We start from the raw sequence: 26,487 nt of genomic DNA on the forward strand, positions 1-26,487 counted from the left end.
TGTTATTTAATCATTGATATTGCATTATTATGGCACGTCAGCGCTGCGCGGGCCTTAGCTTTGGGTGATATAAGTGCATACTGATTCCTTCTTGCACCTCAAAATAAAAGGTGACATTATTGCGCGAATTTTCTCCTTCCTGTCTCACCGTTCGGTGAGGGTAATTGCGCTTATGAAAACCATGAAAATCGCCGTCAGCCGCGAGCTGCTCTCAACGGTGTCTACGCATCGCGAAAAGGTGACGCTGGACAGCACGGATTTCACCGATGTGGCAGCCGTCGTCATGACGACGACAGAGAGTCGCAGCGGCATCCTTGCCTTGCTGAAACGCACGGGCTTTCATTTACCGGTGTTTATTTTCTCGCAGGAGCCAACGGAGGTGCCTGACGGCGCCACCGCGGTCATCTCGGGTAAAGCTCAGGAGTTCCTGGAGCTGGAAACTGCTGCCAGCCGTTACGAAGAGAACCTGCTGCCGCCCTTTTTTGACACCCTGAGTCAGTATGTGGAGATGGGCAACAGCACTTTCGCCTGTCCGGGCCACCAGCACGGCGCCTTTTTCAAAAAACACCCGGCAGGGCGGCAGTTCTATGATTTCTTCGGTGAGAACGTATTTCGCGCCGACATGTGCAATGCCGACGTGAAGCTGGGCGATCTGCTGATCCACGAAGGGTCCGCCAAGCATGCGCAAAAATTCGCGGCTAAAGTGTTCAACGCGGATAAAACGTACTTCGTGCTGAACGGGACGTCGGCGGCCAACAAGGTGGTAACTAACGCGCTGCTCACCCGCGGCGATCTGGTGCTGTTTGACCGCAACAACCATAAATCTAACCACCACGGGGCGCTGATCCAGGCGGGCGCCACGCCGGTGTACCTTGAGGCCGCACGTAACCCGTTTGGCTTTATTGGCGGGATTGACGACCACTGCTTTGACGACGCGTATCTGCGGGACCTGATCCGCGAGGCGGCGCCGGAGAAAGCCGACGAGCCGCGTCCCTTCCGCCTGGCGATCATTCAGCTTGGCACCTACGACGGGACGATCTACAACGCCCGTCAGGTGATCGACAAGATCGGCCATCTGTGCGACTACATTCTCTTTGACTCCGCCTGGGTAGGCTACGAGCAGTTTATTCCGATGATGGCGGAAACGTCCCCGCTCTTGCTGGAACTGAACGAGAACGATCCGGGCATCTTTGTGACCCAGTCGGTGCACAAACAGCAGGCCGGGTTCTCGCAAACGTCGCAGATCCATAAAAAGGATAACCACATTCGCGGCCAGGCGCGTTTCTGCCCGCACAAGCGGCTGAACAACGCCTTTATGCTGCATGCCTCCACCAGCCCGTTTTACCCGCTGTTCGCGGCGCTGGATGTCAATGCGAAAATCCACGAAGGGGAAAGCGGGCGCAGGCTGTGGGCCGAGTGTGTGGAGCTGGGCATTGAGGCGCGCAAGGCCATCATTGCCAACTGCCATATGATCAAGCCGTTTATCCCACCGGTGGTGGCGGGGCGGCCGTGGCAGGATCATCCGACGCACGCCATTGCCAGCGAGCTGCGCTTCTTCAGCTTCGAGCCGGGGGCCAAATGGCACGGATTTGAGGGCTATGCGAGCGAGCAGTACTTTGTTGACCCGTGCAAGCTGCTGCTGACCACGCCGGGCATTGATGCCGAAACCGGGGAGTACACCGATTTCGGGATCCCGGCGACGATTCTGGCGCACTACCTGCGTGAAAACGGCATTGTGCCGGAAAAATGCGACCTTAACTCGATCCTGTTCCTGCTGACGCCTGCCGAAAGCAGCGACAAGCTGGCTCAGCTGGTGGCAATGCTGGGGCAGTTTGAACAGCATATTGAAGACGACACCCCGCTGGCCGACGTGCTGCCGACGATCTTCCAGAAATACCCGGTGCGCTACCGGGATTATACCCTTCGCCAGCTGTGTCAGGAGATGCACGATCTCTACGTCAGCTTCGACGTGAAGGATTTGCAGAAGGCGATGTTCCGCAAGGAGAGCCTGCCTGAGGTGCTGATGAACCCGCAGGATGCCAATCAGGCGTATATTCGCGGGAACGTGGAGCTGGTTCGCATACGGGATGCCGAAGGGCGGATTGCTGCCGAAGGGGCGCTGCCCTATCCGCCGGGCGTGCTGTGCGTGGTGCCGGGTGAAGTCTGGGGCGGGGCGGTACAGCGTTACTTCCTGGCGCTGGAGGAGGGCATCAACCTGCTGCCGGGCTTTTCGCCGGAGCTGCAGGGCGTGTACAGCGAGAAGGATGCCGACGGGATTAAGCGGCTGTATGGATATGTGTTGAAGTAGACTCTTCCCCGAACGTAGGCCGGGTAAGCGTCAGCGCTACCCGGCGATTTGCCCGGTGGCGCAAGCTTACCGGGCCTACAATATCGCTTCAGGCTTCTGCGCGCCGGTACATCCTCCTCGGGTGCCCAATCTTGCCGTACAGCATCTCCACGCTGAGAAACCCCGTCTCCACGCAGTGCTCCAGATAGCGACGGGTGGTGGTTTTACTCAGTCCCGTCTCGCTCACCACCTCATCCACGGTAAAGCAGTGCGTTGCCTTGTCGTTAAACAGCGACTGCACCCGCGCCAGGGTATTTTCCTCAATGCCCTTGCTGCCGTTGTCCTGGCGGTAGTTTTTCGCCTGAAGCTGATAGAGCGAATCGACGTTCTGCTGGTCGACAATCTTCCAGACGCGCTGCTGTTCGGCAAACTGCACAAACCGCTCCAGCGACTGGCTGAGCCGCTTCCAGGAGACGGGTTTGAGGATGTAGTCGAACGCGCCGTTGCGGATCGCCTGGCTGCAGGTGTCCATATCGCTGGCGGCAGTAATAAAAATGACCGAGCAGTTGGCGCGGGCCAGCATGGGGTTATTGATCAGCGAGATCCCTTTGCCGTCGGGCAGATAGTTATCCAGCAGCACCAGCTGCGGCTGTTTGCTTGCAAGCTCTGCCTGGGCCGCAGCCAGCGACGAGGCAATGCCCACCAGCCTCAGACGCGGATGCTTGCTTATCAGCTCCGCGTGCAGTTGCGCCAGCTCGTTCTCGTCTTCAACAATCAGTACGTCGATAAGTTCATGTTGCATAGTCGGTGTCTTCCAGTTGCCGGGCGGTTCCCGTGGACGGGATAAACAGGGAGAAAATGGCGCCGCGCGGGATATTATCGGCAACTTCTATCGCGCCGCCAGCCTGTGTGACGTAGCTTTCGATCAGATACAGACCAATCCCATGATCGCCGCGCGTTTTGGTGGTGATGCCGCGCTCAAAGATCCGGTCACGGATCTCCGGCTTGATGCCAACGCCCTGGTCGGCCACTTCAATAATCAGCTCCTGGTCGCTGAGCTTTATCAGCACCTCCACCGGCGCGTGGGGAAGCGGCGACCGCTGCGTCGCTTCGATAGCGTTATCCAGCAGGTTGCCAATAATCGAAATCAGCTCTTGTTCCCCCAGCGGCAGGAACGGCTTGTCCAGCCGACAGGCCGGGTCGAAACTCAGCTCGACCCCTTTCTCCCGCGCGCGGGCGGCTTTCCCCAGCAGCAGGCCGCACAGGGTCGGGGAGCTGAAGCGCGAAGAGATAAAGTCCAGCAGCTCCTGAGCGTGTTCAGACTGAGCCTGAATGTAGCCAATCGCCTCCTCATAGCGGCCCATATGCAGCAGACCGGAGAGGGTGGTCATCCGGTTTAACTGCTCATGACGCATGATGCGAAGGTTATCGACGTAGCGTTTGACCTGGCTGAGCTGGGCGCTCAGCGAGTCGATCTCGTTGCGATCGCGGAAGGTGATCACCCAGCCCTGCAGCGACCCCTCAAGCATGATGTGGACCCGGCTGGCAATCACCGTGAGATCGTTAAAACGGCAAATCTCATCATGGGTATCTTTCGCCAGCATCGTCTGCGTGTCGAAGAACGGGACCGGATCGATCACCTGGCTTATCAGCTGCCCGCGAAGCTCACGGGCCGGCTGGCTCAGCCCCAGCAGCTTGCGCGCCGCCTGGTTGATGACTTCAATCCGCCTTTGATCGTCAATGGCAATTACGCCTTCATAAATAGACTCCATCAACGCCTTCTGCTGGCGCACCAGCAGGCCGATCTCGCGCGGCTCGAGGGAGAAGATCTGCTTCTTAATACTGCGGGTAAAGAACCAGGAGAAGATAAAGAGAGCAATCAGCAGCAGCACCGCGGCAATCAGGATATTGACCACTTTACTGACGGTAATGGTGTCCAGGTAGCTGGTGAGATAGCCGACCGAAACAATGCCGACCACCTGTCCGGCAGCGTTGAAGATGGGGGCCTTACTGCGCAGCGAAATGCCCAACCCGCCTTTGCGGATGGTGGTGGTGCTTTTACCCTGCAATACGGCTTCGTTGTCACCGCCTACCAGCGTGGTGCCCACTCTGTCGGCGAAGACGGAGTGAAAAAGATGCTGGCCCTTATTATCACCAATCACAATAAAGCTGGCGTCACTGTGCGCAGAAATCTTCTGCATAAAATCATGGATGGCGGCGATATTCTTTTGTTCAACTTCATGTCGCAATGTTGGAATAAGCGCAATCTCTTCAGCCTGTATTTTGGCGCGCGTACTCATTTCCTGATAAAGCTGTTTCCCGACATCGGCATAATAATATCCGCCCAGTAACGCAAAAAGCACTGAGAAAAAGGCAACCAGCGAAATAAACAGCTTTATCTGGAAAGAGACTTTCATAACTCTCACGCAAGGTAGCGACAAAGAACGCCAATATATCATCTTTTTTCGCGCGGACGTCCGCTTTGCCGAAAACTTGTGATCCCTTGCACAGCGGGCGTTGTAAAAGCGTTATCCCAAAGACGGGTGGCCCCTGGCTGCACGAATAAATGTTATTTGTTTGTTCAATTCAGAAAAGAAACCATAAAAACCACGGCCATAAATAAGGCGTAAATCACATTAAATAAAAGAAACCATTAAAACCATAGCTGCCATTAAAACTTCGCTTTTAATATGCCATTCCTCACATAAAGTAAGCCTTTGTGACTCTAAGCTGAACGCACAAAATAACCAAGGGGCTTATTATGAGCACAACTGACGATTCTTTCTCTGTTACCCACGACCCGATTGAAATTCAGCGGCCTTCACTAAAAGAGCGCTGGTGGCATATTATGGATACCTGGAAAATCGGGATTATTCCTCTGCCGCTGTTCGTTCTGGCGGGCGCGCTGATCGCCATTGATTGCCTGGGCGGAAAACTGCCGAGCGATATCGTGGTGATGGTGGCGACGCTGGCCTTCTTCGGCTTTGCCTGCGGTGAGTTTGGCAAACGCCTGCCGATTGTCGGCAAGCTCGGCGCGGCGGCGATTTGCGCCACCTTTATCCCTTCCGCGCTGGTCTATTATGGCCTGCTGCCGGATGTGGTGGTCGAGTCCACCACCAAGTTCTACAAATCCACCAACATTCTCTACCTCTATATCTGCTGCATTATTGTCGGCAGCATCATGAGCATGAACCGCACGGTGCTGATTCAGGGCTTCCTGCGCATCTTCTTCCCGATGCTGTGCGGCGAAATCGTCGGCATGCTGGTGGGGATGGGCGTCGGCCTGGCGCTGGGTCTTGAGCCATTCCAGATCTTCTTCTTTATCATCCTGCCGATCATGGCGGGCGGCGTCGGGGAAGGGGCAATCCCGCTTTCCATCGGCTATGCCACCCTGCTGCATATGGACCAGGGCGTGGCGCTCGGTCGCGTGCTGCCGATGGTCATGCTCGGCGGTCTGACTGCCATCATCATCTCCGGCTGCCTGAACCAGCTGGGTAAACGCTACCCGCACCTGACCGGTGAAGGCCAGCTGATGCCTAACCGCGCCAATGCCGATGCCACCGTTTCTCAACCGGCGTTCTCCGGCAAAGCGGACGTGACCACCATCGCCTCCGGCGCGCTGCTGGCGGTGCTGCTCTACATGCTGGGCATGCTCGGCCACAAGCTGATTGGCCTGCCTGCGCCGGTCGGCATGCTGTTTATGGCGGTGCTGGTGAAGCTCTGCAACGGCGCCTCTCCGCGCCTGCTGGAAGGCTCTCAGGTGGTGTACAAATTCTTCCAGACCTCCGTGACCTACCCGATTCTCTTTGCCGTTGGCGTGGCCATCACCCCATGGCATGAACTGGTGGCCGCCTTCACGCTGACCAACCTGCTGGTGATTATCAGCACCGTCTCCGCGCTCGTGGCGACCGGGTTCTTCGTCGGCAAAAAGATTGGCATGCACCCGATTGATGTCGCCATCGTCTCCTGCTGCCAGAGCGGCCAGGGCGGTACCGGCGACGTGGCGATCCTGACCGCAGGCAACCGCATGAGCCTGATGCCGTTCGCCCAGATTGCTACCCGTATCGGCGGGGCGATTAACGTCTCCATCTCACTGCTGATTCTGGGCAACTTCCTCGTTTAAGTTTTCAGGAAAGAACAATGAAACTCGCAAGCTTTTTATACCAGGGAAAACGCAGCTACGGCATCGTCCAGGCCGACGGCGTGATTGATTTAGGCCGCCGTCTGGGCGACCGCTACAGCGACCTTAAGGCGCTGCTGCAGGGCAACGGGCTGGCGCAGGCCACCCGCTACCTGAACGATGCCGTGGACGTGCCGATGAGCGCCATCACCTTCTTACCGGTGATTGAGCAGCCGGAAAAAATCCTCTGCGTGGGCATGAACTACGCCGACAAGCGCAAGGAGTTTGACCAGCACAACCCGGCCCCAACGCTGTTTGTCCGCTTCCCGGACTCACAGACCGGCCACAACGAGCCGGTGCTGAAGCCGCGCCACTCCAGCGAATTCGACTACGAAGGCGAGCTGGCGGTGATCATCGGTAAAGGCGGGGAGAACATCAGCCGCGACGACGCCCTGCGCCACGTGGCCGGCTACAGCTGCTACATGGACGGCTCCGCCCGCGACTGGCAGCACACCTGGTTTACCGCCGGTAAAAACTGGCGCAAAACCGGCGCGTTTGGCCCGTGGATGGCGACGGCGGACGAGATCCCCGATCCGCACCAACTGGCAATCCGCACCTGGCTGAACGGCCGCATGGTGCAGGAAGACAACACCAGCAGCATGATCCACAAGGTGGCGGAGCTGATCGAGTACATCAGCACCTTCACCCGCTTAAGTCCTGGCGATGTGATCATCACCGGATCCCCTGGTGGGGTGGGTAAAAAGCGTAACCCGCCGCTGTTTATGAAAGAGGGGGATCGCATTGAGGTGGAGATCGAGCATATCGGTCATCTCAGCAACGTGATCGTGGAAGCGCCAGCCGTCGGGCTTGCGGCAGCACATTAGGTAAGGCGGCAGCATGCATTCGCAACCCATCGATTTTCGCCACACGCTGGTGGCGAAACACCCGGAACGCTTAAGCCAGATCCGCTACCTGCTGGCAGACAGCGGCCTTGGCCTGGACAACGACATCACGCTGTTCGTCGAAGCCTGGTCCGGCCCGCAGCTGGTGGGTTGCGCAGGGCTTGCCGCCAACGTCATCAAGTGCGTGGCGGTCAACGAGCAGCTTCGCGGCGAGAACCTCAGCGCGCGGCTTCTGGCAGAGGTGGAAAATGCGGCGCTGGAGCGCGGCCATTTTCACCTCTTCCTCTGCACCCGGCCGTGCAACCGGGAGCGCTTTGCCCGCAGCGGATTCTGGCCGATTGCCCAGAGCGGGAACAACGCGGTGCTGATGGAGAACACGCCGCAGGGGATCGCGCGCTACTGCCGTTCCCTGAGCGCGAAGCGCAAGTGCGGGGAGAAGATTGGCGCCATCGTGATGAACGCCAATCCGTTCACCCTCGGCCACCGCCATCTGGTGGAGCAGGCGGCGCAGCGGTGCGATGCCCTGCATCTGTTCGTGGTGCGTGAAGACGCATCGTTCTTCCCGTTCAGCGCGCGTCTGGAGATGGTGCGGGCGGGCGTGGCGCATCTGCCGAACGTGGTGGTGCATGAAGGCTCGCAGTACATCATCTCCCGCGCCACGTTTCCGGCCTACTTCCTGAAGGAGACCGGCAAGGTGCAGCAGGCGTGGAGCGAGATCGACGTGCTGATCTTCCGGGACTTCATCGCCCCGGCGCTCGGCATCACGCACCGCTTCATCGGCTCGGAGCCGTTCTGCGACATCACCCGCCAGTACAACCAGACGCTGCACGACCTGCTGGCCTCGCATATCGAGGTGGTAGAAATGCCGCGCATCAAGGCCACCGGCAACGCCATATCGGCGTCCGAAGTGCGCCGCTTACTGAAGACACAGCAGTTTTCCCGGATCCGGGAGATTGTCCCGGACTCCACCTTCACGCATCTCGAAACGCATTACCGTGCGAGTGCGGAAGTCGCTTAACTACCAGGAATTTATCATGAAAATTGTAAGGGAGGCGCTGGCCGGAACGCAGGAGTCCAGCGACCTGATGGTGAAAATTGCTCCCGCTCACGGCGAGCTGGAGATCGTCATCCACAGCGAAGTGATTAAGCAGTTTGGCGAGCACATTCGCCAGGTGGTCAACGACACATTGCGCGCCATGAACGTGCACCAGGGATTAATCATTATTGAAGACAAAGGGGCGCTGGACTGTGTGATCCGCGCCCGCCTGCAAAGCGCGCTGATGCGTGCCGCCGATGAACAGGCCATCAACTGGGGGGCGCTGAAATGAGCAAACTCCGCCGCAGTATGCTGTTCCTGCCAGGCGCTAACGCCGCCATGCTCTCTACCGCCTTTATCTACCGTCCCGACTCTATCATGTTTGACCTTGAGGACGCCGTTGCCCTGCGCGAGAAGGATACGGCGCGCATGCTGGTGTTCCACGCGCTGCAGCACCCGATGTATCAGGATATCGAAACCGTGGTGCGCATTAACCCGCTGAACACGCCGTTTGGTCTGCTGGATCTGGAAGCCGCCGTGCGGGCCGGCGTGGACGTGATCCGTCTGCCGAAAACCGATACCCCGGACGACATTTACGAGCTGGAGGGCCACCTCGAGCGCATCGAGCAGGCGTGCGGCCGCGAGGTCGGCTCCACCCGCGTGATGGCGGCGATTGAATCGGCCATTGGCGTCATCAACGCCGTGGCGATTGCCCGCAGCTCTCCGCGCCTCATCGGCATTGCGCTGGCCGCCTTTGACTACGTGATGGATATGCAGACCGAGCGCGGCGACGGCACCGAGCTGTTCTACGCCCGCTGCGCCGTGCTGCACGCCGCCCGCGCGGCGGGTATCGACGCCTTCGACGTGGTGTGGTCAGACGTTAACGACGAGGCCGGGTTCCTGCGCGAGGTCGATCTGATCCGCAAGATGGGCTTCAACGGCAAATCGCTGATTAACCCGCGCCAGATTGACCTGTTGCACAACGCCTACGCCCCGACGCAGGAAGAGGTGGATCACGCCAGAAGGGTGATTGAGGCGGCAGAAGAGGGCGAGCGTAACGGCCTGGGCGTGGTGTCGCTCAACGGCAAAATGGTGGATGCACCGATTATTAACCACGCGCAGGTGGTGCTGGAGCGCGCGGCGGCCTCCGGCGTGCGTCGGTAAGGATAAGACAATGAATCAGACTGAACTTCTTCACGTGAATTTTCCCCATCTGCGGGACTTAAAACCGTTTGATACCGCCCACAGCGCCACGCCGTGGCTGGCGGACAGCGACGCGAAGCACGGCCGCAAGCTTTGCGCCTCCATTGAAGAGGCGGTTAAGCGCAGCGGCCTGCAGGACGGGATGACCATCTCCTTCCACCATGCTTTTCGCGAAGGCGACCGGGTGATCAACACCGTCGTGGCGCTGCTGGCGCGGATGGGCTTCAAAAACCTGACGCTGGCCTCCAGCTCGCTGATGACCTGTAACGACGCCCTGATCGAGCATATCGAAAGCGGCGTCATCACCCGGATTTACACCTCGGGCATGCGCGGCAGGCTGGCAGACGCCATCTCCCACGGGCTGATGGACGAGCCGGTGCAAATTCACTCCCACGGCGGGCGCGTGAAGCTGCTCCAGGACGGCGAGCTGAGTATCGACGTGGCGTTTCTCGGCGTGCCGTGCAGCGATGAGTTTGGCAACGCCAACGGCACGCACGGTAAATCGTGCTGCGGTTCCCTGGGCTATGCGATGGTGGACGCGCACTTTGCCCGTAAGGTGGTGCTGCTGACCGAAGAGCTGGTGCCGTTCCCCAATATGCCCGCCAGCCTGGTGCAGGACCAGGTGGACTACATCGTGCAGGTGGAGAGCGTAGGCGACCCGGCGAAAATCAGCGTCGGCGCAGCGCGCGTCACCAGCAACCCGCGCGAGCTGATGATTGCCCGCTATGCGGCGGACGTGATCGAGCATTCCGGCTACTTTAAACCGGGCTTCTCGATGCAGACCGGCTCCGGCGCGGCGGCCACGGCCTGCACCCGTTTTATGGAAGAGAAGATGGAGCGCAGCGGCGTGAAGGCGCGCTTTGCGCTCGGCGGCATCACCGGCAGCCTGGTGGATCTGCACGAGAAGGGGCTCATCGAAAAGCTGCTCGATACCCAGTGCTTTGACGGTCAGGCGGCGGCCTCGCTGGCGCGCAACCCGAACCACGTGGAGATCTCCACCAACGTCTACGCCAACCCCGGCAGCAAGGCGGCAAGCTGCGACCAGCTCGACGTGGTGATCCTCAGCGCCCTGGAGATCGACGTCGAGTTCAACGTCAACGTCATCACCGGCTCAGACGGCGTGATGCGCGGCGCGTCCGGCGGGCACTGCGACGTGGCCGCCGCGGCGAACCTGACCATTGTGGTCGCGCCGCTGCTGCGCAGCCGCATTCCGACGGTGGTGAAGCGCGTTACCACGCGCCTTACGCCGGGGGAGAGCATCGATGTCCTGGTTACCGATCACGGCATCGCGGTCAACCCGGCGCGCCCGGAGATCCGCGAACGACTCATGGAAGCCGGGCTGAAGGTTGTGGATATCAACGCGCTGTACGAGCGAGCGATCTCCCTGACCGGCGTCCCGAAACCGATTGAGTTCACCGACAAAATCGTCGGGGTGATCCGCTACCGCGACGGCAGCGTGATCGACACCGTGCGACAGGTAAAGGAGGATGTATGACTTTAGCGACACCCGTGCGGGCGGGTGTCAGCCTTGACGAACTGCTGGCGGCGAAAGAGCGCCGCGCAGCGCGCCAGGCTGACATGCTTGAGCACTATCAACAACCGGTGATCTCCCTCACGCTGGTCACGCCAGGGGAAATCAAGGACAGCCTGCGCTACCGCAATACCATGGGCGTGGCGCTGCAGATGTGCGACCAGCTGCTGTGGGAAAACCGCTGGCAGGTGCTGGACCGCCAGGTGCTGTGGCTCCCGACCGGGCCCGAAGCCCTGTGGTGCGTGGCCCATCCGGCGGTGGAAATTAAGGCGCACTGTGCAGAACTGGAGCAGACGCACCCGCTCGGCAGGCTGTGGGATCTGGACGTGATTTGCCCTCAGCACGGCCACGTCGGGCGTCAGTCGCTGGGGACGAATCTCCGACGCTGTCTGATCTGCGACGCGCCCGCGCATGCCTGTTCCCGTTCGCGCAATCACCCCGTTGAGCAGGTGGTTTCCCGCGTGGAGAAGACGATCGATGACTGGTTTGCTCGCGACTAAACCGCGCCCGGCTGACGTGCCCGCGCTTGCCGAAGCGGCGCTGTGGCAGGAGCTGGAGCTGACGCCCAAGCCGGGGCTGGTGGACAGGCTGAACAACGGTTCCCATCGCGATATGGACCACGCGCTGTTTGTCCGCAGCATTGCGGCGATTACGCCGTGGTTTTCGCGCTTTGCCGAGCTGGGCAGCGCGCATGCGGATAAACCGGCTGGGGAACAGCTACGACTTCTCCGCCCGATGGGGCTGGCCTGCGAGCAGGCGATGTATGCCGCGACGAACGGAGTGAACACCCACAAGGGCGGCATTTTTGCCCTGGGGTTACTGTGCTTCGCCGCCGGGCGTGTGAAAAATGTCTCCGCAGAGAGCCTCTGCTGTGAGGTGAGTAACATCTGCCGCGGGCTGGTGTCGCGGGAGCTGGCCGCACGCAGCGGACAGGCGACGGCGGGCGAGCGGCAGTTTAAGCAGTACGGCTTAACCGGCGCGCGCGGTGAGGCGGAGAGCGGCTTTGCGACGGCGCGTAAGGCGCTGGCGCAGTGGAACGGACTGTCGCTTCACGGCCTGCTGTTGCGCCTGATGGCCGTCAATCAGGACAGTAATCTGGTTTCTCGCGGCGGCATGGAAGGGCTGCGCTACGTTCAGGGCTACGCGCGGGAACTGCTGGATAACGGCTGGGACCGCGAGGCGTTGAGCAGAATGGATAACGCACTGATTGAACGGAACCTGAGCCCGGGCGGCAGCGCGGATTTGCTGTCGGTGGGGTGGGTGCTCTCTGCAATAAAATAGCCGGGTGGCGGCTTCGCCTTACCCGGCCTACGGTCTGGTTTTGTAGGCCCGGTAAGCGCAGCGCCACCGGGCACAACAATCAATGCGCTATTGGCTGCGCACCGTGCGGCTCACGCACGTGCTTGTACTTGAACAGCGCGATGAACGCGAAGAACAGCACCAGCGAGTACGCCGCGAAGATCAGCCACACCGGCTGCCAGTTGGTGATGCCGTTAGTGGTGTACATCTCAACCACTTTACCGCTCACCACGCCGCCCAGAATACAGCCGAAGCCGTTGGTCATCATCAGGAACATACCCTGCGCGCTGGCGCGGATTTCAGGTTTAACCTCTTTTTCCACAAACACCGAGCCGGAGATGTTGAAGAAGTCGAAGGCGCAGCCGTAAACAATCATCGACAGCACCAGCAGCACGGTGCCGAACGGGCTTGGGTCGCCGTAGGCGAACAGACCGAAGCGCAGCATCCACGCCGCGATACTGATCAGCATGACGTTCTTGATGCCGTAGCGGCTCAGGAAGAACGGGATGGTCAGGATGAACAGCGTCTCAGAGATCTGAGAGATGGACATCATCACCGACGCATGCTCAACGATAAAGCTGCCGGAGAACAGCGGGTTGTTATCGAAGCTGTGCAGGAAGGTGTTGCCGAACATGTTGGTGATCTGCAGCTCCGCGCCCAGCAGCATGGAGAAGATGAAGAAGATCGCCATGCGTTTGTTTTTGAACAGCGCGAAGGCATCCAGGCCGAGCATGGTGCTCCAGCTCTGGTTTTTCTGCTGGTTAGACACCGGAATGGTTGGCAGCGTCAGGGTGAAGATCGCCAGCAATACGGAGAGCGCCGCACCGATATAGAGCTGCATATGGCTCAGTTCGAAGCCCGCGAAGCTTACGCCCCACATCGCCATGATAAAGCCGATGGTGCCCCAGATACGGATTGGCGGGAAATCGGTCACGATATCCATATCCGCGGACTTCAGGCGGTAGTAGGAGATGGTGTTGATCAGCCCAAGCGTTGGCATATAGGCCAGCGAGTTGAGCAGAATCACCATGAACATCGCCCCCGGCGTGGTCACCTGGGCTGCCATAAACAGCGTCCCCGCGCCCACCAGGTGGCAAAGCATGTACAGCCATTTGGCGCTTAACCATTTATCCGCCACGATCCCCAGCAGCGTTGGCATGAAGACAGCCGCAATACCGAGCGAGCTGTAGACGGCACCGATTGACGCACCATCGAACTTGAGCGTCACAAACATATAGGAGCCGAGTGTAGTCAGCCAGCTACCCCACAGGCAGAACTGCAGAAACGACAATATTTTAAGCTGCAGCTTAAGGTTCATGTTACTTTCCTCACAAGTGAGCGGGAGATATGTTGTTATAGAAACATTCAGGGTTGTTATTTGATGCAATTCTATCAGTTGGCAACGATATGTTTTGTTACCTCCCGCAAAAAAATGCAATCCACATTAATTTGCAGTTTGGATTGTGATGCAAATAACATTTTCGTATGGGTGGGGGGAAGCAGAACACCTTCTCCTTGCAGGAGAAGGTGTGCGGATCACCGGCGACGGTAGTTCTTCTGCGCCGTATTCACCTTATACAGATAACGACGGGATTCCGCGGACGGGTGGCGGGTGGTCAGGGTGGCGTAGACATCCCCTGGCGCCATGCTGTTGATGATGTTTGCGGCCTGCACTTTGTCATTTGAGAAGACGCGCAGCACGCTGCCCGCGCCGCCGTTATAGGCGGTGATCACCGCATAGCGACGCGACGTCGGGTTGTCGATGCCGCCGAGGTAGACATTGTTCAGCATCGCCAGATAGGCCGTGCCGGTATCAATGTTGCTCTGCGGGTCGAACAGATAGCTGCGGCTCGGCGTGCCGGATTTGCCCTGCGCGCGGAACACGTCTTTACCGGCGCTGTGCTGTACAACCTGCATCAGCCCCAGGGCGTCGGAACGGCTTACCGCATACGGGTTAAACGAGGATTCGGTCTGCATAATCGCCAGGATCAGCGACTCATCCACGCCGTACTTGCGTGAGGCCTGACGCACCATGCCTAAGTACTTATGCGCACGCTTGTCGAGGTGGTTCGGGACGAGGTTGATGGTGACGCTGTAGATAATCTTCAGACCGTTAGAGCGGCTCTTCAGGCGCGTCTGCAGCAGGTAGTCGGCAAATTTCGTGGCGCGACCTTCCCAGCGGATCGGCTGGCCGGTCTGATCGACGACCTGACCGTACAGGAACGGCTCTTTCGAGATGGTAATATCGTCGGCATCAGAGTAGAGATCGATAGAGCCCGGATCGTCACCCATCAGCAGGGTTTTGATAATCGCCTGACGGAGCCGTGCCGCAGGGTCCGTGCCTGCGATGGTCTCAATCGTGATCGTCCCCTCATCAAAGTTGATGTGGCTACGGGTCAGATAGGCGTCGGTGTACTTAACGTAGTCCTTAGGTCCGGCAATAAGAACTTCGTTAAATCCCCATATATTCTCGATGTTATGGGCAAACTGCCCCATCAAAATGTCAAAACCGTTGGTGTCCTTGATCCAGGCCTCGTTGTAATCATCGCCTTTTTTTGACGAACACGAGACCAGCAACGGCGCAACAAGGGCTAGCGCTAAAAGTTTTTTCATCATTCCGGGAGTGCGTGTTGTGTTTGCCTGGTCGTTGCTGTTGCCCGGCGGCGCTTTGCTTGCACGGGCCTACGGTTTTGTAGGCCGGGTAAGCGTAGCGCCACCCGGCAACAGCCGCTCGATATTATTTTTCCGGTGGCGTATAGCCTTCGATGTGCACGTCTTTACCTTCGAACAGGAAGCTCACCATCTCCTGCTCCAGCAGCTTGCGGTGTTCCGGGTTCATCATGCTGAGTTTCTTCTCGTTGATCAGCATGGTCTGCTTTTTCTGCCACTGTCCCCAGGCTTCTTTGGAGATTTCATTGTAGATGCGTTTACCCAGCTCGCCCGGATAAAGCTGGAAATCCTGGCCCTCAGCGTCACGCTGCAGGAAAGTACAAAAAATCGTTCTGGCCATACTCATTCCTCTTTTTCTTGTCGATGCTAAACCATTGCACCGGCACGTAATTGCTGTAACAGGCGCTCCACGGGAGCCGCCAGTCCGACTGATGGCGGTTGCGCTAAGTTATACCAGAGAGCGGTGCCTTCATCCATGCACGAGGCGACGGAGGACACGGGAAGCCACATCGGCACAATATCCAGATGGAAATGGCTGAAGGTGTGGCGAAACGCGGTCAGCTGTGTCAGGTTATCGGCAGCAATCCCGCGCTGTTTAAGCCATTCACGCAGCAAGTCTTCATCTTCAAACTGTGGGAAGCAGTATAGACCACCCCACAGACCGCTCGGCGGACGCTGGGCGAGGAAGACCTCATCGCCGTGCTGCATCAGCAGCATATAGCCGGTGCGCTCCGGCAGCGTCTGTTTGGGTTTCTTGCCCGGATACTGCGCCCAGGAATGGTTGGCATACGCCACGCAGAGGTTATTCACCGGGCAGAGTTCGCATTTGGGTTTTGAGCGCGTGCAGACCATGGCGCCGAGATCCATCATCGCCTGGTTGAAACGCTCGACGCCGTTGGCTGGGGTAACCGCTTCACTGATTTCCCAAAGGCGTTTTTCAACATCCTTCTTCCCCGGCCAGCCGTCAACGGCATAGCAGCGTGCCAGCACGCGCTTCACATTGCCGTCGAGGATCGGGAAATGCTTGCCTAAAGACAGGGAGAGAATAGCGCCTGCGGTCGAACGCCCGACGCCGGGTAAGTCCGCCACCTCGTCGAAAGTTTCCGGGAATTTACCGTTGTGGCGCGTCGCGACCTGCTGAGCGGCCTTGTGCAGGTTGCGCGCGCGGGCGTAATAGCCAAGCCCGGTCCACAGGTGCAGCACCTCGTCCAGCGGGGCGTTCGCCAGATCGGTGACCGTCGGGAAGCGCGCCATAAAACGCTCGAAGTAAGGGATCACCGTGGCGACCTGCGTTTGTTGCAACATCACCTCGGAGAGCCATACTTTGTACGGCGTTTTTTCAATTTGCCAGGGCAGGGTTTTACGCCCGTATTTGTCGTACCAGTCCAGCACCTGGGCTGAAAATTGAGAGGCTTGCATGGTCATCGATTCGCATAATCAGGGACGCAGATTGCAGCACAGCGTCAATCTGCTGTAAACCGGATCTTTCCCATGCTTGCATAGAAGCCTTAACTTTGGATAATGCCCGTTTCCCGAACATTCTCACAAGCAGACAACTCTTTTATGAAAAACGACGTCATTTCACCGGAATTTGATGAAAACGGTCGCCCGCTGCGCCGTATTCGCAGCTTTGTCCGTCGTCAGGGCCGCCTGACAAAAGGTCAGCAACACGCGCTGGACAACTACTGGCCGGTGATGGGCGTTGAGTTCAGCGAGCAGCCTCTGGATTTCAGCGAGCTGTTTGGCCGCGACGCGCCGGTCACGCTGGAAATTGGCTTCGGTATGGGCGCCTCGCTGGTGACCATGGCGAAAGCGCGCCCGGAGCAGAACTTCCTCGGTATCGAAGTCCACTCCCCGGGCGTCGGTGCGTGTCTGGCAACGGCCCATGAAGAGGGCGTTGAGAACCTGCGCGTGATGTGTCACGACGCGGTGGAAGTGCTGCACAAAATGATTCCTGACAATTCTTTAACCATGGTTCAGCTCTTTTTCCCTGACCCGTGGCATAAAGCGCGTCATAATAAACGCCGTATCGTTCAGGCGCCGTTTGCCGAGCTGGTTAAAAGCAAGCTGAAGCTGGGCGGTGTCTTCCATATGGCGACCGACTGGGAACCGTATGCGGAACATATGCTGGAAGTGATGTCGTCGCTCGACGGTTATAAAAACCAGTCTGCGAGCAACGACTATGTACCGCGTCCGGAATCGCGTCCGGTAACGAAATTTGAACAGCGTGGCCATCGTCTTGGTCACGGTGTATGGGACTTAATGTTCGAGAGGGTGAAATAATGGCAAAGAATCGTAGCCGTCGTCTGCGTAAAAAGATGCACATCGAAGAATTCCAGGAAGTGGGCTTCTCCGTTGCGTGGCGTTTCCCGGAAGGCACCAGCGTTGAGCAGATCGATCAGGACGTGGATGCGTTCATCAACGAGGTGATCGAGCCAAACAAACTGGCCTTCGACGGTAGCGGCTATCTGGCCTGGGAAGGTCTGATCTGCACCCAGGAAGTGGGTAAATGCACCGAAGAACATCAGGCCCTGGTCCGTAAATGGCTTGAAGACCACAAGCTCGAAGATGTCCGCGTCAGCGAACTTTTCGACGTTTGGTGGGACTAATAAAGCAGTCAAGGGCCAGCATTAGCTGGCCCGTTTTGTCTGAGGGAGTGTTTAAGATGCGCAAAACGTTGCTGGCTGTTGCTTTGATGGCAACCGGATTCACCGCCCATGCGGATTATCAATGTAGCGTCACCCCGCGTGATGACGTGGTGTTAAGCCCGCAAACCGTGCAGGTCAAAGGCGAGAACGGCAATCTGGTAATTACGCCAGAAGGGAACGTCACCTATAACGGCAAACAGTACAACCTGACTGCCGCACAGCGCGAGCAGGCGAAAGACTACCAGTCCGAATTGCGTACCGCGCTGCCGTGGATTAATGAAGGTGCCCTGACGCGCGTCGAAAAGAGCCGCGTGGCGCTGGATAAGATCATCACCAAAGAGGTGGGTGAGAGCAGTAACATGCGCACCCGCCTGACGAAGCTGGACAAGCAGCTTAAAGAACAGATGAACCGCATTATCGAGACGCGCTCCGACGGCCTGACGTTCCACTACAAGGCGATCGATCAGGTCCGTGCCGACGGGCAGCAGCTGGTGAACCAGGCGATGGGCGGCATCCTGCAGGACAGCATCAACGAGATGGGCGCCAAAGCGGTGCTGAAAGGCGGCGGTAACCCGCTGCAGGGCGTGCTGGGCAGTCTGGGCGGCCTGCAAACCTCCATTCAGAACGAGTGGAAAAACCAGGAAGATGATTTCCAGCAGTTCGGCAAAGACGTGTGTAAGCGCGTGGTGTCGCTGGAAGATAGCCGGAAGGCGCTGGTGGGGACGCTGAAGTAAGGTCCCCTAACCCTCTCCCTTTCAGGGTGTACGGTCCGGGGACATGGTAGACAGGTGTTCGGGGACATGGTGAACGCTTTTTAACATCCTTTACCCATGGTGATCGACTGTTTCTTCAGGTCGATCATCCCCACACTCTGCCAGCCTTTCCCTCAGCCGGCAGAACGGGATGCAAAATCCTGAATCAGCCTTCAGCTTCTTCGGCGAGGAACAGCTCAAGAAGGGAATTGAGGAACAGTTTGCCGTGCTCGGTGATCTGCCAGTATTCCTCACATTCCGTGAGATACCCCTGCGCCAGCGCTTCGTCGATCTGCGGGCGAATCACCGACTCCGGCAGCCCGGTGTACAGCGCAAACTCAGCGCGCGGCGCGGCTTCCAGCAGACGGAAGCGGTTCATAAAGAACTCAAACGGCTTATCCGCCGCCTCGACGTCGTGCTGACGCTCCAGGTAGCGGCCTTCCATATACCCGCGAGGGTGGCGGGTTTTGGCAGTACGCAGAATACGCCCGTCCGGGAAGGTCACCTTGCCGTGCGCGCCGCAGCCGATGCCCAGATAGTCGCCAAAGCGCCAGTAGTTCAGGTTGTGCTGACACTGATAGCCCGGCTTTGCATATGCCGACGTTTCGTACTGCTGATAGCCCGCAGCGGTTAACAGCTGGTGACCCTGCTCGAAGATATCCCACAGCGCGTCGTCATCCGGCAGCACCGGCGGACGTGAGCCAAACAGGGTGTTGGGCTCGATGGTGAGCTGGTACCACGACAGATGAGGGGGATTCAGCGCAATGGCCTGGCGCAAATCGTCCAGCGCCTCTTCCAGAGACTGATCCGGCAGGCCGTGCATCAGATCGAGGTTAAAGCTGCGCAGGGCCAGGCCGGTCGCCAGGTTTGCCGCGCGCTTCGCCTCTTCCGGGCCGTGAATACGCCCCAGGCGCTTCAGCTTCGGCTCGCTAAAGCTCTGCACGCCGATGGAGATGCGGTTCACGCCCGCGCGCTGATAGTCGACAAAACGGTCGGCTTCAACGGTGCCGGGGTTGGCTTCCATCGTAATTTCAGCATCCGCTGCCAGGTTCAGGCGCGCACGCACGCCGTCCAGCAGCGTTTGCATCGCCGGGCCTGACAGCAGGCTCGGCGTACCGCCACCAATGAAAATGGTCTTAACTTCACGTCCCTGTGCGTAAGGTACATCGGCATCCAGGTCGGCCAGCAGATGCGCAACGTAGTCATCGTGCGGCACTTCGCCCTTCAGCGCGTGCGAGTTGAAATCACAGTACGGGCATTTTTGCACGCACCACGGGATGTGAATATAAAGACTCAGAGGTGGCAAATTAGCCATTACGCAGTGCTTCCAGTAACAGTTTCAGCGCGCGTCCGCGGTGGGATATCGCGCTTTTTTCTTCGCGGGTCAGTTCCGCAGCGGTTTTGCCCTCGGAAGGGACAAAGAAAATCGGGTCGTAACCAAAGCCGCCGTTGCCTGCCGCTTCACGGGTAATCATGCCCGGCCAGCTGCCGTGGCAGACGATCGGCGTAGGGTCTTCCGCGTGACGCAGATAGACCAGCACGCAGTGGAACTGCGCGGTGCGCTGCTCGTCCGGGACGTCTTTCAGGGCGACAAGCAGCTTTTCCAGATTCTGCTGGTCGGTAGCGTCAACGCCGGAATAGCGCGCAGAGTAGATCCCCGGCGCGCCGCCGAGGGCGTCTACGGCCAGGCCGGAGTCGTCGGCAATCGCGGGGAGGCCAGTTACCTGCGCAGCGTGGCGCGCTTTAATGATCGCGTTTTCGATAAACGTCAGCCCCGTCTCTTCGGCGGAATCCACGCCAAGATCGGTCTGGGCGACCACGTCCAGACCAAAATCATTTAATAGCGAGGCCAGCTCGCGCACTTTACCGGCGTTGCCGGTCGCGAGAACAACTTTCTGCATGGTTTAGTCCTGTTCTGTCAGAGCCGCGACTTCCGTCGGGATAGATTGCGGATTAAGGATTTTTACCTGTTTATGTCGCCCCAGTTCGCCTTTTTCAATGATGACCTGGCTTTTGGCGACGCGAAACTGTTTTGCCAGATATTTGGTCAGATGCGCGTTCGCCTGGCCGTCAACCGGCGGGGCGGTGATGGCGACTTTTAACTCGTCGCCATGCAGTCCAACAATACCGTCACGGCTGGCTTTCGGCTGAATATACAGCCGTAAAACCAGCCCGTCAGCGCAGGTGCTTACGGCACTCATAGCGCCATCCACAGCCCCGGCAGCAGCATATCGCCCGTGGACTGCAGCAGTTCAGCGACCCCCATGTTGATCACATAAAGCAGCAGAACCAGGATCATCGGCGAAAAATCGATGCCGCCCATAGACGGAAGCAGGTTACGGATCGGGCGCAGCAGCGGCTCGGTCAGCTGAATCAAGGCGTACTCCACCGGGCTACGGCCCTGGCTCACCCAGCTCATGATCGCCATGACCAGCAGCACCCAGAAGATCAGCAGACCGATGGTTTTGATCAAAATCAGGACGGCGACAATCCAGATAATCGGCTGGAAGGTGAAGACCATAAACAGCACAATCGCTTTGATAACGCTCAGAATAAACGCCACCAGCAGAGACGAACTGTCGATGGGCCCCATGGCCGGGATAATACGGCGCAGCGGTCCGACAACAGGCTGCGTGATTTTCACGACAAACTGCGAGAACGGATTGTAAAAATCACAGCGGGCCCACTGCATCCAGACGCGCAGCAAAAGCGCCATCGTGTACAGCTCAATGACCGTTGAGAGCAGGAAAGTCAACGTCTTCATGGCGTTCCTCAGGTTTCCTTATTATTTTGAGTAGTCGCGCGCACCGAAAATTGCCGTGCCGATGCGCACCATCGTGCTGCCTGCCGCAATGGCGGCTTCCATATCATCCGACATGCCCAGAGAAAGCGTGTCTACCGTGTTATAGCGCGCTTTAAGCGCCTCAAATGCTACAGCCATTTGCTGTGCCACGGCAAACTGCCTTTCATAACTTGACTCAGGCGCCGGGATTGCCATCAAACCACGCAGGCTTAAGCGCGGCAGGGCGGCCACCTCGGCTGCCAGCGCATCCAGCTCGCTCAGCGCAATGCCGGACTTGCTGTTTTCATCGCTGATGTTGATTTGAATCAGCACGTTAAGCGCTGGCATCTCTGCCGGACGCTGGTCGTTCAGGCGTGTCGCAATGCGCAGACGGTCAACGGTATGGCACCAGTCGAAGTGCTCCGCCACCAGGCGGCTTTTGTTCGACTGCAGTGGGCCGATAAAGTGCCACTGCAGATCCGTCTTCCCCTGTTCCTGGAAGTAGCGAATTTTATCCACGCCTTCCTGGACGTAGTTTTCACCAAACGCCCGCTGGCCTGCGTCAATGGCTTCTGCGATGGCGCTCGCAGGCTTGGTTTTGCTGACTGCAAGCAGCGTAATTTCTTCTGAAGCCCGGCCGCAACGCGTTGCGGCGGCTGAGATTTTGTCCCGGACCTGTGCCAGGTTATGCGCAATGTCGTTCATTTTCCGAGGAGTAGTCTATGGATGTGGAAGAAATTGTGGCCCTTAGTGTAAAGCATAACGTCTCCGATCTACACCTGTGCAGTGATTCGCCACCTCTCTGGCGCAGAACGGGCCGCCTTGAACCGGCACCGTTTCCTTCTCCGGACCTCGGGGCGTTGTTAAAAGCGTGGCTCAACGATGAGCAGCAGGGGATATGGTGGGCCAACGGGCAGGTGGATTTTGCCGCTACGGTGGCGGGAGGCCAGCGCCTGCGCGGCAGTGCCTTTAAGCAGATGCGCGGAGTCTCTGTGACGCTACGGCTGTTGCCGCGTACCTGTCCGCAGCTCGCTTCGCTGGGCGCACCGAGGGTTATCCCGGAACTGTTAACCAATGCGTCCGGGTTGATTCTGGTGACGGGGGCGACCGGCAGCGGCAAATCCACGACGCTGGCGGCGATGGTCGATTTTCTCAACCACCATACTGACGGCCATATTCTCACGCTCGAAGATCCGGTGGAGTTTATCTATCAGAGCGCACGTTGCCTGATCCAGCAGCGGGAGATCGGCCAGCACAGCCCGTCATTTGCCGATGCGCTGCGCAGTGCCTTACGCCAGGATCCGGACGTGATTTTGCTGGGAGAGCTGCGCGACAGCGAAACGATCCGCCTGGCGCTAACGGCAGCGGAGACCGGGCACCTGGTGCTGGCGACGCTGCATACGCGCGGGGCATCGCAGGCGATTGAGCGGCTGGTCGATACGTTCCCGGCGCAGGAGAAAGATCCGGTGCGTAACCAGCTGGCCGGCAGCCTGCGGGCGGTGCTGGCGCAGAAGCTGGTTCCTGACTTACAGGACGGGCGCGTCGCGCTGTATGAGCTGCTGGTGAATACCGCGGCGGCGGCGAATCTGATACGAGAAGGAAAAACGTGGCAGCTGCCCGGCATGATTCAAACCGGACAGCAGGCAGGCATGCAGAACTTTGACCAAAGCCTGGCGGAGAGACGGGCGCAGGGGCGGCTCTAGGCCCCTGTGCTTAAAAGCCCTGCTCGAAATAGCTTTCGAGGATGATGACGGCAGAAGCGGAGTCCACGCTGCCTTTACTGAGCGCGCGGAAGCCGCCGTGCTCAAACAGACCCGCACGCGCTTCGACGGTGCTGAGACGCTCGTCGTGCAGCTTCACGGAGACGCCAAAGCGGCCATGGATTTTATTGGCGAACTTACGCGCCCGGGCAGTCAGCGGCTGTTCGGTACCGTCCATGTTGAGCGGTAATCCGACAATCACGTCATCCGGCTGCCACTCTTTGAGCAGACGCTCAATGAGGTTCCAGTCCGGCGTACCGTCGTTGGCCTTCAGGGCGGTAAGCGGACGCGCGGTGCCGGTGATGCGCTGCCCCACGGCGACGCCAATGCTTTTGGTGCCAAAATCGAAGGCCAGAAGCGTTCCGCTCATCAGGCGTGCCCCGCTACGCCAGGCATGGTCAGGATATCAATGCCAATCAACTTCGCCGCGTCGCGCCAGCGATCGGCAATCGGCGTTTTAAACAGGATATTCATGTCCGCAGGGGCGGTGAGCCAGGCGTTATCGAGGATCTCCTGCTCAAGCTGGCCTTTCTCCCACGACGAATAGCCCAGCGCCACCAGCACTTCAGAAGGCTGCTCTGCGGTGCCCAGCGTTTCGAGCACGTCACGCGAGGTGGTGATGACGGTGTTATCCGAAATGCGGATACTGGAAGAGAACACCGGCGGCGTATGCAGGATAAAGCCGCGATCTTCTGCAAGAGGTCCACCCAGCATCACGGGCTTATCAAGCCGGATCTCCGGCAGTCGCGCTTCAGCCGGGATTTTCAGCTTGTCCAGAATCCCTTCAACCTGAAGATTTTCCAGCGGTTTATTAATGATAATACCCATCGCGCCGTCTTCATTGTATTCACAAATATAAACCACGGCGCGGCGAAAAATCGGGTCCTGGAGAGCAGGCATGGCAATAAGAAAGTGATGCTGTAAATTCATTGTCAGAGGTACTGTTTCCTGGTTTAAAAAGCGACAGCGACCAGTATGCGGAGAAACCCGGGCGCTGTCACTCATTGGTGGGTTATTTCTGCAGGCGTTTTTCGATGGCGTCCATCAGCATTCCGGTGATCGAGACCGGGAATTCCGCTTCAATTTCACGAATGCAGGTCGGGCTGGTGACGTTCACTTCGGTCAGACGATCGCCGATGATATCCAGTCCGACGAAGATCAGGCCTTTGGCTTTCAGCGTCGGGCCTACGCGGCGGGCAATTTCCCAGTCGCTTTCGGTCAACGGACGCGGTTCACCCCGGCCACCGGCCGCCAGGTTACCACGGGTTTCGCCACCCTGCGGGATACGCGCCAGGCAGTAAGGGACCGGTTCGCCATCCACCACCAGCACGCGTTTGTCGCCGTCCTTGATTGCCGGAATATAGTTCTGTGCCATGCAGTAACGGGTGCCCAGTTCGGTCAGGGTTTCGGCAATCACGCCAATGTTCGGGTCGCCTTCTTTCACGCGGAAAATCGACGCGCCGCCCATCCCGTCCAGCGGCTTCATGATGATGTCGCCGTGCTTCTGCCAGAATGCCTTCAACTGCGCTTTGCTGCGGGTCACCAGGGTTTCCGGCGTCAGGTCAGAGAACCAGGCGGTATAGAGCTTCTCGTTACAGTCGCGCAGGCTCTGCGGCTTGTTGACGATCAGCGTTCCCTTCTCTTCTGCACGTTCAAGGATATAGGTGCAGTAGATATACTCGGTGTCGAATGGCGGATCTTTACGCATCAGAATGACGTTGAGATCGGCCAGGGCAATGTCCTGCTCTGTACCGAATTCGTACCATTTGTCGTAGTTCTGCTCGACGTTAACGATGCGGGTGCGCGCGCGGGCTTCACCGTTGATCAGGTAAAGATCGTTCATCTCCATATAGTGGAGTTCATAGCCGCGACGCTGCGCTTCCAGCAGCATGGCAAAGCTGGAATCTTTCTTGATGTTGATGTTTGCGATGGGGTCCATCACGATGCCGAGCTTGATCATCTTTCTCTCCAATAATGCGTCAACCCAGATCGCCAAACCGTACCTGTAGCGCGGTAATGGCCGTGAGTGCCGTTGTCTCAGTGCGCAGAACGCGAGGTCCCAACAGAATATCAGTAAACTGGTAACGTGCCGTCATCGCAATTTCGTCCGCCGACAGGCCGCCTTCAGGGCCAATCAGCAGGCGAACGCGCTCAACGGGCAGCGGCAGCGTATTGATGCTGGCGCTGGCGCGCGGATGAAGATTGAGCTTCAGCCCACTGTCCTCTTCTGCACACCACTCCTCCAGATCCATCGCCGGGCGGATCTCCGGAATACGGTTGCGGCCACTCTGTTCGCAAGCCGCGATGGCAATTTTCTGCCACTGCTGGATCTTTTTGTTCAGACGTTCCGCATCCAGTTTAACGCCACAGCGCTCAGAAAAAAGTGGCGTAATGAGGCTTACACCCAGTTCAATGGATTTCTGGATCGTGAACTCCATTTTCTCGCCGCGCGACATCACCTGGCCCAGATGGATATGCAGCGGTGATTCCCGGTCATCCACTTCACCACGCAGGACGTTCACGTGTACGTTTTTTTTATCCGCCCGCGTGATTTCCGCGTCGAAAACCTGGTTCGAGCCGTCGAACAGCTGTATTGCCTGGCCGGCGCCCATGCGCAGCACGCGGCCAACGTGGTTGGCGGCGTCATCAGACAGGGCGATTTCACGGCCTGCGGTAATCAGTTCAGGATGGTAAATGCGGGGAATGCGCATAGTCAGAAATTCCATGTGTCATGCGATATAAGCGAATTGCCGTAGTGTAGGTTAGCTCTTTTGCGCCTGGCAAGCCCGCTGGACGTAAGGGTTGTGATTCCCCTGGACTCTGGCGATACGCTCGTCGCGCTGGCATTCCCACTCCGTCACCGGGTATTGCTTGTCCCAGGCGTTGAACAACTGGGTCTGCTGGCGGGAGAGGTTGAGATCGTAACGGTCGCGCATATAGAAATAGGTGCGGGCAATGCTGCCGCGCGCGCGGGCAGGGGGCTCGGCGACTTTCTCTTTAAAATCAATCTTCATACCGCACTGGCCGTACTGACCTTCGCCACCGTTCCACTGGCTGTACATGAAGTTGCCGCGATCGCCGTTCACTTCGCCCACCGCGGGCTGCAGGTTATGCATGTCGCTTTCCATCTGGCGGTAAACCGGATCTTTGGCGCAGTTTTTACGTCCACCATCCTGCCAGCACTGGCGCTGGTGGCCAAACTGCCATGCCGGAACGACATGTTCCCATTCAATACGGCTGGCGCGGTTTTCGTTTTTACGCACCTTGTAGCCGCAGGACTCAAGGTCAACGACCCCTTTTTTACCCTGCCAGTTAATTTTACAGCCGCAGTAGAAATCACCCGGTACGTCAGCGTTGACCTTTACACCGGCCGCTTTGGCCTGAGAGAAACTGTTGATACCGTCGGCCAGGGCGTGGCCTGAGAGCGCCGTCGTCAGAAAGGCGACCGCGAGAGAAAAATTACGGGACATCTTACACTCCGTGTCAAAACGAGCCCG

29 protein-coding genes are annotated in these 26,487 nt (G+C 58.4%); 13 read left to right on the forward strand and 16 right to left on the reverse strand.

Annotation, left to right across the window (positions count from 1 at the left end; translation table 11 throughout):
* Positions 1-172: 172 nt before the first annotated feature.
* A complete protein-coding gene (locus ACOTXF_RS04695; RefSeq protein WP_047722613.1) occupies positions 173-2,308 on the forward strand; it encodes an ornithine decarboxylase in 2,136 nt (711 codons plus the stop codon).
* An 88-nt stretch (positions 2,309-2,396) separates the two neighbouring features.
* Here ACOTXF_RS04695 and ACOTXF_RS04700 read toward each other — a convergent pair whose 3' ends face one another.
* Positions 2,397-3,089 carry a response regulator gene (locus ACOTXF_RS04700; protein ID WP_008499779.1) on the reverse strand — a complete coding sequence of 231 codons (693 nt, stop codon included), beginning with the start codon at positions 3,087-3,089 and terminating at the stop codon, positions 2,397-2,399.
* Positions 3,079-4,704: an ATP-binding protein gene (locus ACOTXF_RS04705; protein ID WP_047745957.1), complete on the reverse strand. Its 1,626-nt coding sequence runs from the start codon at positions 4,702-4,704 to the stop codon at positions 3,079-3,081. Before ACOTXF_RS04705 ends, ACOTXF_RS04700 begins: the two co-directional genes overlap by 11 nt.
* 344 nt (positions 4,705-5,048) lie before the next feature.
* Between ACOTXF_RS04705 and ACOTXF_RS04710 the strand changes: the two genes are divergently transcribed.
* Genes ACOTXF_RS04710 through citG form a run of 8 tightly spaced genes read left to right on the forward strand, consistent with a single transcriptional unit; the run spans position 5,049 to position 12,360 of the window.
* The gene (locus tag ACOTXF_RS04710; RefSeq protein ID WP_021242090.1) at positions 5,049-6,410 is read left to right on the forward strand and encodes a 2-hydroxycarboxylate transporter family protein; all 1,362 of its coding nucleotides are present in this window, start codon (positions 5,049-5,051) and stop codon (positions 6,408-6,410) included.
* Positions 6,411-6,427: 17 nt separating this feature from the next.
* Positions 6,428-7,291, forward strand: a complete 864-nt coding sequence (locus ACOTXF_RS04715; RefSeq protein ID WP_021242089.1) for a fumarylacetoacetate hydrolase family protein — start codon at positions 6,428-6,430, stop codon at positions 7,289-7,291.
* 13 nt (positions 7,292-7,304) lie between these two features.
* Positions 7,305-8,327, forward strand: a complete 1,023-nt coding sequence (citC, locus tag ACOTXF_RS04720) for a [citrate (pro-3S)-lyase] ligase (RefSeq protein WP_047745959.1) — start codon at positions 7,305-7,307, stop codon at positions 8,325-8,327.
* 16 nt (positions 8,328-8,343) lie between these two features.
* Positions 8,344-8,637, forward strand: a complete 294-nt coding sequence (gene citD / locus ACOTXF_RS04725) for a citrate lyase acyl carrier protein (protein ID WP_021242087.1) — start codon at positions 8,344-8,346, stop codon at positions 8,635-8,637.
* A complete protein-coding gene (gene citE / locus ACOTXF_RS04730; RefSeq protein WP_032675481.1) occupies positions 8,634-9,509 on the forward strand; it encodes a citrate (pro-3S)-lyase subunit beta in 876 nt (291 codons plus the stop codon). The genes citD and citE overlap by 4 nt, the downstream gene beginning before the upstream one ends.
* Before the next feature lie 10 nt (positions 9,510-9,519).
* Positions 9,520-11,043, forward strand: coding sequence for a citrate lyase subunit alpha (gene citF, locus ACOTXF_RS04735; RefSeq protein ID WP_048963275.1), 1,524 nt, complete (start codon positions 9,520-9,522; stop codon positions 11,041-11,043).
* Positions 11,040-11,579, forward strand: a complete 540-nt coding sequence (citX, locus tag ACOTXF_RS04740) for a citrate lyase holo-[acyl-carrier protein] synthase (protein ID WP_047745964.1) — start codon at positions 11,040-11,042, stop codon at positions 11,577-11,579. The genes citF and citX overlap by 4 nt, the downstream gene beginning before the upstream one ends.
* Complete coding sequence (gene citG / locus ACOTXF_RS04745; protein ID WP_047745966.1) at positions 11,557-12,360, forward strand: triphosphoribosyl-dephospho-CoA synthase CitG; 804 nt, start codon at positions 11,557-11,559, stop codon at positions 12,358-12,360. Before citX ends, citG begins: the two co-directional genes overlap by 23 nt.
* 79 nt (positions 12,361-12,439) lie before the next feature.
* Here citG and ACOTXF_RS04750 read toward each other — a convergent pair whose 3' ends face one another.
* From ACOTXF_RS04750 to mutY, 4 genes are all read right to left on the reverse strand, one after another.
* Positions 12,440-13,696 carry a nucleoside permease gene (locus ACOTXF_RS04750; RefSeq protein ID WP_008499767.1) on the reverse strand — a complete coding sequence of 419 codons (1,257 nt, stop codon included), beginning with the start codon at positions 13,694-13,696 and terminating at the stop codon, positions 12,440-12,442.
* Between the two features lie 218 nt (positions 13,697-13,914).
* Positions 13,915-14,991 carry a membrane-bound lytic murein transglycosylase MltC gene (mltC, locus tag ACOTXF_RS04755; protein WP_021242082.1) on the reverse strand — a complete coding sequence of 359 codons (1,077 nt, stop codon included), beginning with the start codon at positions 14,989-14,991 and terminating at the stop codon, positions 13,915-13,917.
* A gap of 124 nt (positions 14,992-15,115) precedes the next feature.
* The gene (locus ACOTXF_RS04760) at positions 15,116-15,388 is read right to left on the reverse strand and encodes an oxidative damage protection protein (RefSeq protein WP_008499765.1); all 273 of its coding nucleotides are present in this window, start codon (positions 15,386-15,388) and stop codon (positions 15,116-15,118) included.
* A 26-nt stretch (positions 15,389-15,414) separates the two neighbouring features.
* Complete coding sequence (gene mutY / locus ACOTXF_RS04765; protein WP_169809165.1) at positions 15,415-16,467, reverse strand: A/G-specific adenine glycosylase; 1,053 nt, start codon at positions 16,465-16,467, stop codon at positions 15,415-15,417.
* 144 nt (positions 16,468-16,611) lie between these two features.
* Here mutY and trmB point away from each other — a divergent pair, with 144 nt between their 5' ends.
* The 3 genes from trmB to ACOTXF_RS04780 are packed head-to-tail and all read left to right on the forward strand — an operon-like array spanning position 16,612 to position 18,430.
* Complete coding sequence (trmB, locus tag ACOTXF_RS04770; RefSeq protein WP_025760376.1) at positions 16,612-17,331, forward strand: tRNA (guanosine(46)-N7)-methyltransferase TrmB; 720 nt, start codon at positions 16,612-16,614, stop codon at positions 17,329-17,331.
* Positions 17,331-17,657, forward strand: coding sequence for a YggL family protein (locus ACOTXF_RS04775; protein WP_003862421.1), 327 nt, complete (start codon positions 17,331-17,333; stop codon positions 17,655-17,657). Before trmB ends, ACOTXF_RS04775 begins: the two co-directional genes overlap by 1 nt.
* A gap of 56 nt (positions 17,658-17,713) precedes the next feature.
* Positions 17,714-18,430, forward strand: a complete 717-nt coding sequence (locus tag ACOTXF_RS04780) for a DUF2884 domain-containing protein (protein ID WP_008499762.1) — start codon at positions 17,714-17,716, stop codon at positions 18,428-18,430.
* Positions 18,431-18,614: 184 nt separating this feature from the next.
* Here ACOTXF_RS04780 and hemW read toward each other — a convergent pair whose 3' ends face one another.
* The 5 genes from hemW to ACOTXF_RS04805 are packed head-to-tail and all read right to left on the reverse strand — an operon-like array spanning position 18,615 to position 21,935.
* Positions 18,615-19,763, reverse strand: coding sequence for a radical SAM family heme chaperone HemW (gene hemW / locus ACOTXF_RS04785; RefSeq protein WP_047745969.1), 1,149 nt, complete (start codon positions 19,761-19,763; stop codon positions 18,615-18,617).
* Complete coding sequence (locus ACOTXF_RS04790; protein WP_047745970.1) at positions 19,756-20,349, reverse strand: XTP/dITP diphosphatase; 594 nt, start codon at positions 20,347-20,349, stop codon at positions 19,756-19,758. Before ACOTXF_RS04790 ends, hemW begins: the two co-directional genes overlap by 8 nt.
* A 3-nt stretch (positions 20,350-20,352) precedes the next feature.
* Complete coding sequence (gene yggU / locus ACOTXF_RS04795; protein ID WP_008499758.1) at positions 20,353-20,649, reverse strand: DUF167 family protein YggU; 297 nt, start codon at positions 20,647-20,649, stop codon at positions 20,353-20,355.
* A complete protein-coding gene (locus ACOTXF_RS04800; RefSeq protein ID WP_008499757.1) occupies positions 20,646-21,212 on the reverse strand; it encodes a YggT family protein in 567 nt (188 codons plus the stop codon). Before ACOTXF_RS04800 ends, yggU begins: the two co-directional genes overlap by 4 nt.
* A 21-nt stretch (positions 21,213-21,233) precedes the next feature.
* A complete protein-coding gene (locus ACOTXF_RS04805; RefSeq protein ID WP_045351707.1) occupies positions 21,234-21,935 on the reverse strand; it encodes a YggS family pyridoxal phosphate-dependent enzyme in 702 nt (233 codons plus the stop codon).
* A 17-nt stretch (positions 21,936-21,952) separates the two neighbouring features.
* On the opposite strand from ACOTXF_RS04805, the gene ACOTXF_RS04810 reads away from it, so the two are divergent.
* Positions 21,953-22,933, forward strand: a complete 981-nt coding sequence (locus ACOTXF_RS04810) for a type IV pilus twitching motility protein PilT (protein ID WP_049028019.1) — start codon at positions 21,953-21,955, stop codon at positions 22,931-22,933.
* A 10-nt stretch (positions 22,934-22,943) separates the two neighbouring features.
* Here ACOTXF_RS04810 and ruvX read toward each other — a convergent pair whose 3' ends face one another.
* The 5 genes from ruvX to endA form a co-directional block, all read right to left on the reverse strand.
* The gene (gene ruvX / locus ACOTXF_RS04815) at positions 22,944-23,360 is read right to left on the reverse strand and encodes a Holliday junction resolvase RuvX (protein ID WP_023326041.1); all 417 of its coding nucleotides are present in this window, start codon (positions 23,358-23,360) and stop codon (positions 22,944-22,946) included.
* Complete coding sequence (locus ACOTXF_RS04820) at positions 23,360-23,920, reverse strand: YqgE/AlgH family protein (protein ID WP_008499752.1); 561 nt, start codon at positions 23,918-23,920, stop codon at positions 23,360-23,362. Before ACOTXF_RS04820 ends, ruvX begins: the two co-directional genes overlap by 1 nt.
* An 82-nt stretch (positions 23,921-24,002) precedes the next feature.
* On the reverse strand, positions 24,003-24,950 hold the full coding sequence (gshB, locus tag ACOTXF_RS04825; RefSeq protein WP_008499751.1) for a glutathione synthase: 948 nt from the start codon (positions 24,948-24,950) through the stop codon (positions 24,003-24,005).
* 19 nt (positions 24,951-24,969) lie between these two features.
* Complete coding sequence (gene rsmE / locus ACOTXF_RS04830) at positions 24,970-25,701, reverse strand: 16S rRNA (uracil(1498)-N(3))-methyltransferase (protein WP_046092708.1); 732 nt, start codon at positions 25,699-25,701, stop codon at positions 24,970-24,972.
* 51 nt (positions 25,702-25,752) lie between these two features.
* A complete protein-coding gene (gene endA / locus ACOTXF_RS04835) occupies positions 25,753-26,460 on the reverse strand; it encodes a deoxyribonuclease I (RefSeq protein ID WP_021242074.1) in 708 nt (235 codons plus the stop codon).
* Positions 26,461-26,487: the final 27 nt, after the last annotated feature.

The organism is Enterobacter cloacae complex sp. IR53041, assembly GCF_049238285.1.
Taxonomy (GTDB): Bacteria; Pseudomonadota; Gammaproteobacteria; order Enterobacterales; family Enterobacteriaceae; genus Enterobacter; species Enterobacter roggenkampii.

Excerpts from the sequence above, each read along its gene's own strand:
- citE (WP_032675481.1), top strand. The coding sequence starts at position 8,634 with ATGAGCAAACTCCGCCGCAGTATGCTGTTCCTGCCAGGCGCTAACGCC.
- rsmE (WP_046092708.1), bottom strand. The coding sequence starts at position 25,701 with ATGCGCATTCCCCGCATTTACCATCCTGAACTGATTACCGCAGGCCGT.
- citF (WP_048963275.1), top strand. The coding sequence starts at position 9,520 with ATGAATCAGACTGAACTTCTTCACGTGAATTTTCCCCATCTGCGGGAC.
- hemW (WP_047745969.1), bottom strand. The coding sequence starts at position 19,763 with ATGGCTAATTTGCCACCTCTGAGTCTTTATATTCACATCCCGTGGTGC.
- mltC (WP_021242082.1), bottom strand. The coding sequence starts at position 14,991 with ATGAAAAAACTTTTAGCGCTAGCCCTTGTTGCGCCGTTGCTGGTCTCG.
- citX (WP_047745964.1), top strand. The coding sequence starts at position 11,040 with ATGACTTTAGCGACACCCGTGCGGGCGGGTGTCAGCCTTGACGAACTG.
- mutY (WP_169809165.1), bottom strand. The coding sequence starts at position 16,467 with ATGCAAGCCTCTCAATTTTCAGCCCAGGTGCTGGACTGGTACGACAAA.
- endA (WP_021242074.1), bottom strand. The coding sequence starts at position 26,460 with ATGTCCCGTAATTTTTCTCTCGCGGTCGCCTTTCTGACGACGGCGCTC.
- ACOTXF_RS04800 (WP_008499757.1), bottom strand. The coding sequence starts at position 21,212 with ATGAAGACGTTGACTTTCCTGCTCTCAACGGTCATTGAGCTGTACACG.
- ACOTXF_RS04760 (WP_008499765.1), bottom strand. The coding sequence starts at position 15,388 with ATGGCCAGAACGATTTTTTGTACTTTCCTGCAGCGTGACGCTGAGGGC.
- ACOTXF_RS04700 (WP_008499779.1), bottom strand. The coding sequence starts at position 3,089 with ATGCAACATGAACTTATCGACGTACTGATTGTTGAAGACGAGAACGAG.
- citD (WP_021242087.1), top strand. The coding sequence starts at position 8,344 with ATGAAAATTGTAAGGGAGGCGCTGGCCGGAACGCAGGAGTCCAGCGAC.
- yggU (WP_008499758.1), bottom strand. The coding sequence starts at position 20,649 with ATGAGTGCCGTAAGCACCTGCGCTGACGGGCTGGTTTTACGGCTGTAT.
- ruvX (WP_023326041.1), bottom strand. The coding sequence starts at position 23,360 with ATGAGCGGAACGCTTCTGGCCTTCGATTTTGGCACCAAAAGCATTGGC.
- ACOTXF_RS04820 (WP_008499752.1), bottom strand. The coding sequence starts at position 23,920 with ATGAATTTACAGCATCACTTTCTTATTGCCATGCCTGCTCTCCAGGAC.
- gshB (WP_008499751.1), bottom strand. The coding sequence starts at position 24,950 with ATGATCAAGCTCGGCATCGTGATGGACCCCATCGCAAACATCAACATC.
- ACOTXF_RS04780 (WP_008499762.1), top strand. The coding sequence starts at position 17,714 with ATGCGCAAAACGTTGCTGGCTGTTGCTTTGATGGCAACCGGATTCACC.
- citG (WP_047745966.1), top strand. The coding sequence starts at position 11,557 with ATGACTGGTTTGCTCGCGACTAAACCGCGCCCGGCTGACGTGCCCGCG.
- ACOTXF_RS04715 (WP_021242089.1), top strand. The coding sequence starts at position 6,428 with ATGAAACTCGCAAGCTTTTTATACCAGGGAAAACGCAGCTACGGCATC.
- ACOTXF_RS04710 (WP_021242090.1), top strand. The coding sequence starts at position 5,049 with ATGAGCACAACTGACGATTCTTTCTCTGTTACCCACGACCCGATTGAA.
- ACOTXF_RS04750 (WP_008499767.1), bottom strand. The coding sequence starts at position 13,696 with ATGAACCTTAAGCTGCAGCTTAAAATATTGTCGTTTCTGCAGTTCTGC.
- ACOTXF_RS04695 (WP_047722613.1), top strand. The coding sequence starts at position 173 with ATGAAAACCATGAAAATCGCCGTCAGCCGCGAGCTGCTCTCAACGGTG.
- citC (WP_047745959.1), top strand. The coding sequence starts at position 7,305 with ATGCATTCGCAACCCATCGATTTTCGCCACACGCTGGTGGCGAAACAC.
- ACOTXF_RS04775 (WP_003862421.1), top strand. The coding sequence starts at position 17,331 with ATGGCAAAGAATCGTAGCCGTCGTCTGCGTAAAAAGATGCACATCGAA.
- ACOTXF_RS04790 (WP_047745970.1), bottom strand. The coding sequence starts at position 20,349 with ATGCAGAAAGTTGTTCTCGCGACCGGCAACGCCGGTAAAGTGCGCGAG.
- trmB (WP_025760376.1), top strand. The coding sequence starts at position 16,612 with ATGAAAAACGACGTCATTTCACCGGAATTTGATGAAAACGGTCGCCCG.
- ACOTXF_RS04810 (WP_049028019.1), top strand. The coding sequence starts at position 21,953 with ATGGATGTGGAAGAAATTGTGGCCCTTAGTGTAAAGCATAACGTCTCC.
- ACOTXF_RS04805 (WP_045351707.1), bottom strand. The coding sequence starts at position 21,935 with ATGAACGACATTGCGCATAACCTGGCACAGGTCCGGGACAAAATCTCA.
- ACOTXF_RS04705 (WP_047745957.1), bottom strand. The coding sequence starts at position 4,704 with ATGAAAGTCTCTTTCCAGATAAAGCTGTTTATTTCGCTGGTTGCCTTT.